This is a genomic window from Chloroflexota bacterium (assembly GCA_013152435.1).
GTDB lineage: Bacteria > Chloroflexota > Anaerolineae > DUEN01 > DUEN01 > DUEN01.
Genome location: JAADGJ010000128.1, coordinates 1 through 7,655, shown reverse-complemented (window position 1 = coordinate 7,655; position 7,655 = coordinate 1). Strand labels below are relative to the sequence as shown.

5 protein-coding genes are annotated in these 7,655 nt (G+C 64.0%); all 5 read right to left on the bottom strand.

The features are described from left to right. Window positions 1-1,862 (bottom strand): hypothetical protein (locus GXP39_18030; GenBank protein ID NOZ29932.1); only part of this gene is annotated, 1,862 nt, incomplete at its 3' end. A gap of 258 nt (window positions 1,863-2,120) precedes the next feature. Next, window positions 2,121-3,872: a hypothetical protein gene (locus GXP39_18025; GenBank protein ID NOZ29931.1), complete on the bottom strand. Its 1,752-nt coding sequence runs from the start codon at window positions 3,870-3,872 to the stop codon at window positions 2,121-2,123. Window positions 3,873-4,004: 132 nt separating this feature from the next. Next, entirely contained in the window at window positions 4,005-5,402 is a 1,398-nt protein-coding gene (locus GXP39_18020; protein NOZ29930.1) for an ABC transporter substrate-binding protein, read from the bottom strand. A gap of 180 nt (window positions 5,403-5,582) precedes the next feature. Beyond that, window positions 5,583-6,479, bottom strand: a complete 897-nt coding sequence (locus GXP39_18015; GenBank protein ID NOZ29929.1) for a carbohydrate ABC transporter permease — start codon at window positions 6,477-6,479, stop codon at window positions 5,583-5,585. Between the two features lie 9 nt (window positions 6,480-6,488). Beyond that, window positions 6,489-7,406 (bottom strand): sugar ABC transporter permease, encoded by a 918-nt coding sequence (locus tag GXP39_18010; protein ID NOZ29928.1) that lies wholly within the window; start codon window positions 7,404-7,406, stop codon window positions 6,489-6,491. Window positions 7,407-7,655: the final 249 nt, after the last annotated feature.

The window sequence follows — 7,655 nt, the reverse complement described above, 5'->3', positions numbered from 1 at the left end:
CCCCGATCGATCCGGGCGATCTCGAAGGTCTCCTGCGGCTGGAAGTCATGGAATTCCCAGCGCTGTCGCGCCTCGCCGCTGTTGTATGCCAGCTCCTCCTCGGTGAACATCGTGCGCATGGTCGTCACGTTGGGCAGCGCCTGCGCGCCGTACTCCGTGATCATCGGCGCTCCGGGCGTCTGGGCGAAGTCCTGCCAGCGGCCGTAATACCATCCGGGGTAGGGGTGCGCATCCCCCGTCCCCGAGTTGACGTGCGCGAAGCGTGAGGGGTCCAGCTTTCGGGCCAGATCCTGTAGCTGTCGGTCCAGCCGCCGATTCTGGCTGGGATCGTAATCCGGCATCCGGTCGGCCATCCATTGGGCGCTCCAGGGCGACTCGTTGTGCGCGTTCCAGACGACGATGCTGGGGTGGTTATAGAGCAGCTCGATCATATCCTGCATCTGGCGCAGCGCGTTGTCGTGGAAGCCGGGCGCGTCCGAGTAGCCCCATTGCAGCGGAAAGTCTTGCCAGACCAGGATGCCCAGCGCGTCGGTGGCGCGGTAGAACGCGGGAGGCAGCACGTGGGCATGCACGCGCACGAAATTCAGGTTGGCCTCCTTCATCATCTGCACATCGCGCAGGAACCAGGGGGTGCTGCCCGCGTGTGCGATGATCTCCGGCGGGGGCATGGGCTCCATCGTCTGGGGCGGCTCCAGGGGGCGCAGCGTCTCCGCCAGCCACTGCGACGCGATGTAGTTCGTCCCGCGTGGGAAGAAGCGTACGCCGTTGAGGTACCACTCCCACTGGGGGGTGACCCGGATCTGCCGGAAGCCGAAGGTCTCCTGGCGCGTCGCCACGGCGCGCCCCTGGACGGTCACGCGCAGCTCCGCTTGGTAGAGATTGGGATCGCCCATATCCCAGGGCCACCACAGACGCGGCGAGGGCACGGTGCCCTGGATCGTGAGGGCGTTCTCCCCCGGCTGCAGGATGGCCTCCTGTGTGAGCACCGTGGGGGGGCGATCGTCCTGAAAGGAGTGAGGGGCAACGGTCAGGACGACCTCCGCCGGGGTGGGCTGGTCGCTGTGGTTGTAGATCACGGCCTCGGCCCGTAGGGAGGCGTCGGCGCCCTCCTTCAGGGTATCGCCCGCGGCCGGGCCGGGCGTGATGCGCAGCGCGTCCACCGTCAGGAAGTCGGAGGCGACCAGCATCACGTCGTTCCAGATGCCGCCGGTATTGTATTCCTGCCCCGCGGGCCCCCAGCCGCCTCCCGGCCGCGTATCGTGGTGGTTCAGGACGCCCTTGATCAGCTCCTTGTGATAGGGCCAGGCCGCTCCATACTCCTCGAACGGGCTGTTCACCCGCACGGCCAGAACGTTCTCGCCGCCGTAGTTCAGCAGGCCATGCACGTCGAACTGGAAGGGCTGGAAGTATCCCTCATGCCGGCCCAGAGGCTGGCCGTTGAGCCAGACCTCGGCGAAGTAATCCACGCCCTCGAAGCGCAGGCGGACGGCGCGTCCCTCCCACTCCCTCGGCACCGTGAACCGGCGACGGAACCAGATCACCCCGTGGTAGTTCAGGCCGGCCAGGTACCAGTTGTTGGGGAGGTCCATCTCGTGCCAGTCGGCGTCCGAGTACTCGGGCTTCTCGTAGCCCATGTTCAGCTCGGCGCCGGTCTGCAGGTAGCGCCAGGTGCCGTTGAGCGAGCGCGTCTCCACGAAGCCGTCCCCCCTGGCCTGAACGGGGGGCGCGGGCCGCGCGCCGGCGCTCTGGGCCTGCTGCAGCGCCTCCGGCGGGGGGGCGGTCGCCGCCCGGTAGGTCAGGCCCCACACCAGGATGTCCAGCACCAGCATCAGACTGAGGAAGGCGATCCCGATCTTCCGCATCGTCTTGATATCGCCTCAATCGCATCGTTGGGGCGCTCGCCCCAGACGCAAACACGAGAAGTATGCCCGGGAACCGGCCCAGATAGCTGTGTTCTCTTCAAGCTGGCGGAGCTCCCATGCTCCACCAGCGGCCGCGTGGGGGCTATTGCTTATCCTCTCCGGCTCGTCCGGGTTTTTCCGCAAGCACTCCGATGAGGGGTGCAGCCCCTCAAAGCCTTTCCGCCACTCTCCATCGCAAAGATATCCTGTGAAAGCGCGCTAGCGAGCGCTGTATAGGATGATCCGGATACCCACAAACCTTCGCTCGTCCACCCGCTTCAGCTCCCGGTTCAGCACCCGCGGGATGATCTTCTCCGGGTCGGTATACCAGTCGTGGCTGTATACCAGCCACACCCGGTCGTGTTCCCGAATGATCCTTTGGAGGCGGGGAACGTCCGCCTCCGTCATAGGCGGCTCCAGCACCCCTCGATCGAACAGATCCACCGGCACGCCGTGCTCGGTGATGGGTCGGTTGTAGCGCTCGAAGTAGTAGTCGAAGGGGATCTGCACCCATGTGGCGTTGAACAGGATCACGTCGCCCGGGCGCGCCCGGTAGGCCACGTAGGCGGCCGCCTGATCCCATCCCTCCTTCTGATAATGGAGATAGAAGTTGTTCAGCGAGATGGTGTTCAGCGTGAGCAGGATGACCAGGGTCACGGCCTGGTATGGGATGAATCGAAGCGCCATAATGCCGGACGCGATGAGCAGATAGTAGGGGAGCGTGGCCCAGATGAGCGTGCGCGAGTAGAAGATGGGGCGGCGCAGGCTGAAGAGCAGCTCCCCGACGATGGGCGTCAGGAACAGCGTGACGAGCAGGGCGGCCTTCCAGCGATGGCCCGGGCGGAGGAGCCAATGCGCGATCCCCAGAAGCGCCAGGGTGAAGAAGACCAGATCCCACAGCCAGCGCAACGGGATGCGATCGGGCAGGAAGGCGCTGTGGAAGGTGTGGAACGTATCCAGCACCGTCTTCCAGGTGGGAGCGGGGATCCAGAAGCGGCGGATCACTCCCACCGCCTGGTAGACGGCCGCCGGCAGCCAGGGGCTCCACAGCAGCAGGAACAGCCCGGCCGTCAGCAGGGCGTTTCGGGTGAACCCTTCCTCCCGCGGGCGATGATAGAGGGTCCATCCGAGCAGGAACAGGCCCACGCCCAGGGGCAGGAAGATGGCCGTGTTGTGGGTGAGCACCGCGGCGGCGCATCCCCACGCCAGCGTGAGCCAGGCCACATCCGGACGCAGCTCGGACCAGCGCGGCAGGCGCCACCGGGCCGCACGTTGGATGGCCTGCCGGGCGCTGACCCGGGACGTATACCCCAGGAAGGGGGATGTCTGCTCCTCGTCTGCCGTGGATGACGTGATCTCGTCGCTGTCTGCCTCTCCGTCGTGCGCGTCCCGCTCCCCGCCGCCCGTCAGGGCCTGCCAGGCGCGGGTGAGGTGAGTGCCCAGCGGCTGGCGGGCCGCCGGCTCGGTGAGCACGGTCACCAGGCCCCACAGCGCCAGGGCGGTCCAGAAGCTCAGGAGGGTGTACATCCGCATCTCCTGAGCGAACTGGACGTGGAAGGGGGAGAAGGTCAGCAGCAGGGCGGCCGCCAGGCCCAATCCGAGGCCGCCCAGGCGGCGTCCGATGGCGAACATCACCGGGATCGTCAGGACCCCCCACAGGGCGGAGAACGCGCGCGCTGGGGCCTCCCACCAGCCGAACAGGCGGATCCAGACGGAGAGCAGCAGGTAATACAGGGGCGGGTGCTGATCGATCTTCACCAGCCAGGCCAGGATCTGGGGGGGGCTGTGGCGGGCTACCCAGATGCTGAACGCCTCGTCCAGCCAGACGCTCTTGCTCGCCGCCTGGTAGAGGCGCAGTCCCAGCCCGATGGCCATGAGGGCGACCAACGCCACGGGGACCAGGGAGGAGACCGCCGGAGCGGACACCCATGGCCGGGTAGCTCGATCGCGTTCCTGTGTGAGCGTGCGCATGGAGATATCGTACTCGTTCCCCTGCGAATGCGCAAGGTCGAAATCGCGTTGTTCCCCGGCGGAAAGATGGGCAGCCCCCCAGGCGAGGGGCTGCCCATCTGAGACATCGATCGCTGGGTTGCGAAGGCGATCTTACTGGCCGAACTCCCGCCGGATCTGCTCCAGCGTCTTCTCCAGCTCCTTGTCCGCCTCGGGCAGGACCTCGGCCGCCGGCTTCTCGCCCAGCATGACGGGGTCGAGCGCCGAGGTGATGACGTTGTTGATCTGGTCGAAGCGGACCAGCAGGTGGTTCGGCGACTCGGCGCCGTGCTGGACGCCACCGATGAAGGCCTCCTCCGCCTCCTGAGGCGTCATGCTGGGATAGAGCTTGAAGAAGTCCGCCTGCAGCGACTTGCGCACCGGCGGGGCTCCCACAGCCTCCATGTACGCCTTCTGCGAGTCTTTGCTGACCAGGAACTTGAGGAACTCCCAGGCCTCGTCGGGATGGTCGGTCTTGGAGGAGAGCATCCAGGGATCGGTGAAGATCACGGCCTTGCGGCCCTCGGCGCCGATCGGCAGGGCGGCGACGCCGAAGTCGAACTGCTCCTCCAGCCCCTTGTGCACCCACCAGCCCCAGACGCCGATGGCCTGCATGGCCACGCGGCCGGTGTGGAAGGGATTGCCGCCCGCGCTGAGGGCCTCGGTCGCCGCCGGTGACGGGGCGACCTTGTGCTTGAAGGTCAGATCCTGTCGAGCCTGGAACGCCTCGATGGCCTTGGGGCTGTCCAGGTAAGCCTCTGAGGCGAACCCGGTCTTGTAGGCCTCCTCGGGGTACAGGTCCTGCCCCCACATCCACGGCCAGGCATCCAGCGGCCAGGTGCCATCGTGGAAGCCGTAGATGGCCTTCGTGGGGTCGTCCGGGTTCTGCGTCAGTTTCTGAGCCGTGTCCAGGAACTGCTCAAAGGTCCAGTTGGCGTCGTTCCAGTCGGTGGGCGGGTAGGGCACTCCGGCCTCGTCGAAGATCTTCTTGTTGTAGAAGATGTAGGAGGCACCGGTGAGGATGGGCAGGCCGTAGTACTTGCCCTCGACCTTGTAGATGTCCAGCACCTCCGGCACGAAGTCGGAGAGGTCAAAGTTGTCCCGCTCGATGAAGGGGGTCTGATCGGCCACCAACCCACGGATGACGTAGTCCTGGAAGCCGGACGGACCCCAGTGCGACCAGATGTCCGGAGGATCCCCGGCGGCGATCATCGCCTGCATCTTGGTGTCGAAGTCATCCCAGGGCGTGATGACCAGGTTGATCTTGATGTCGGGATGGGCTTCCTCAAAGGCAGGGATGACGATCTCCTTCTCCCAGGGTTGCTCCTCCGGGCTAGTGCGCACGTACCAGGTGACGGTCGTGACCTCTTTCGCGGCTTCCTTGGCCGCCTCCCCGGCCGATGGCTGTGCCGGCGCGGGTGTGGCAGGCGCGCAGGCAGCGGCCAGGGCCCCGGCGCCCACTACCGTTGCCAAACGGAGAAACTCTCGACGACTGAGCTGCTTCTCCTTCATTTTCATACCTCCTTAGGACTGGATATTTAAACAGATGGGCGAAACTGCTCGGAGGTGAAGCGCGCTGAGAGCATCGTTTCGTACCCGCATTCTCACCCCCTTTCTATTGGCGGAGGACTCCCCGCCTCGAAGTCTGGTCCATCGCCTCCGACCGTCGGAGGCGAGTTTCGTCGAGTGTGTTTATCCTTTGACGCCGGTGATCACAATACCCTGGATGAAGTAGCGTTGCATGAAGAAGAAGATGATGATCAGCGGCGTCACAGCCGTCACGGAGGCAGCCATGAGCCAATGCCATGGCGTGCCGCCGTATGCTGCCGTGAAGTTCGCCAGCCCCACGGAGACGGGCAACTTCTCCGTGGTGCTCAGGTAGATCAGCGGCCCCAGGTAATCGTTCCAGTGATACATGAAGGACAGGATGGCCACGGTCATCAGGGCCGGGCGTGATAGAGGAGCGAAGATGCGCCACCAGATATCGAAATAAGAACAACCGTCGATGCGCGCCGCGTCCACGATGTCCTGGTGAATGCTCATGTAGAACTGGCGCAACAGGAAGATCAGATAAGCGCTGCCGAAGAAGGTGGGCACGATCAGCGGCTTCCATGTGTCGATCCAGCCCAGGATTTTGAAGAGCACGTATTGCGGGATCATGGTCACCTGGTAGGGGAGCATGAGCGTGCCCAGCACGATGAGGAAGAGCACGTTCTTGCCCGGCGCCCGCAGACGGGCGAATCCATAGGCCACCAGAGAGCAGGACAACGTCTCCCCAAAGGCCGTCAGCGTGGCGTACATGAACGTGTTGCGGAAGAACAGATGGAAGGGCAGGAACGTCAGAGCGTCCGGGTAGTTCTCCCAGTGGGGCGGGCGCGGGATCCACTGGGGAGGCAGCTGCAGGGCGGTGAATTTGGTCTTCAGGGAGGTGGAGATCATCCACACGAAGGGGATCATCACCACGACCGCCCCTATGAGCGCGATGATGGTGGCCACGATCGTCGTGGCCTTCCTGCGTACGCTGCGACGCTGCCACCAGGGGACAGCCTGCACGATATGAGCTGGGCGGGCAAGCGTGCGTTCTGCCATGATTTCCCCCTATATATTCTCTCCCGGGCTCTCGTAGTAGACGTGGCTGCGAGAGACCCGGAGAGCCAGGATGGTCAGTCCGAAGATCACCCAGAACAGAATCCATGCCTGTGCGGAGGCGTAGCCCATGCGGAAGTTCCGGAACGCGTTCTGGAAGAGGTACAGCACGTATACCAGAGAGGCGTAATGTGGGCCCCCGCGCCCCTGGGTGATGACGTAGATCTGCGTGAAGACCTGGAAGGAGCCGATGATCCCCACGATCACATTGAACAGGATCACGGGTGAGATCATCGGGATGGTGATGTGGCGGAATCGCTTCCATGGCCCGGCACCATCCAGCTCCGCTGCCTCGTACAATTCGGTGGGGACGTTTTGCAGCGCGGCCAGATAGATGATCAGCGGCGCTCCCAGGCCCCACAGGCTCATGAGCACGTAGGATGGGATCGCCCAGGCCTTGTCGTAGAACCACCCCGGGCCGTGGATGCGGAACACGGCGTACAGCAGGTAGTTCACCAGGCCGAACTCGGGGTTGAGGATCCACTGCCACAGCAGGGCGACGGCCACCCCCGTGACGATGGAGGGCAGGTAGTAGACCGTGCGGAAGACGCCCAGGAAGGGCACCCGTTGGTTGAGCAGCTGGGCCAGGGAGAGGGCGGCCACCGTGGTCAGAGGCACGGCCAGGAACGTGTAGTAGAACGTGACTTTGAGCGACTGCCAGAAGAGCTTGTCGTGGACGAGCTCCGCATAATTCCCCAAACCTGTCCATCTCGGCGCACGCACGATGTCATAGATGGTCAGGCTGAAGTAGGCGGAGGCGATGATGGGATACAGGGTGAAGATCAAGAAGCCGATGAGCCAGGGCGAGATGAAGGCGTAAAACCAAAGCGCCTCACGACGCGCCAGTTTGCTTTTGGGAATCAATCGCATAGTCAGCGAATGCAAGCTCATGATTCAGCCTTCCTTCGGCGGTGAGAGGGTTTACTTGAGCCAAAGCGGACGTGCTCGTTGGATCGTTGGGTTCTTACGGAGTGATCACCGGTGGTCGATTCCGAGCTATCTTTTCGGTCCCGCGATCACATATAATACACAGGGGAAGGAGGCGCGTCAAGAATTTCCCTCTTGTCAACAGGGCCTTTTCAAAGTCCAACGTCCATATTGGCATACATGGCGCCTGCA

Excerpts from the sequence above, each read along its gene's own strand:
- GXP39_18025 (NOZ29931.1), bottom strand. The coding sequence starts at position 3,872 with ATGCGCACGCTCACACAGGAACGCGATCGAGCTACCCGGCCATGGGTG.
- GXP39_18020 (NOZ29930.1), bottom strand. The coding sequence starts at position 5,402 with ATGAAGGAGAAGCAGCTCAGTCGTCGAGAGTTTCTCCGTTTGGCAACG.
- GXP39_18015 (NOZ29929.1), bottom strand. The coding sequence starts at position 6,479 with ATGGCAGAACGCACGCTTGCCCGCCCAGCTCATATCGTGCAGGCTGTC.
- GXP39_18010 (NOZ29928.1), bottom strand. The coding sequence starts at position 7,406 with ATGCGATTGATTCCCAAAAGCAAACTGGCGCGTCGTGAGGCGCTTTGG.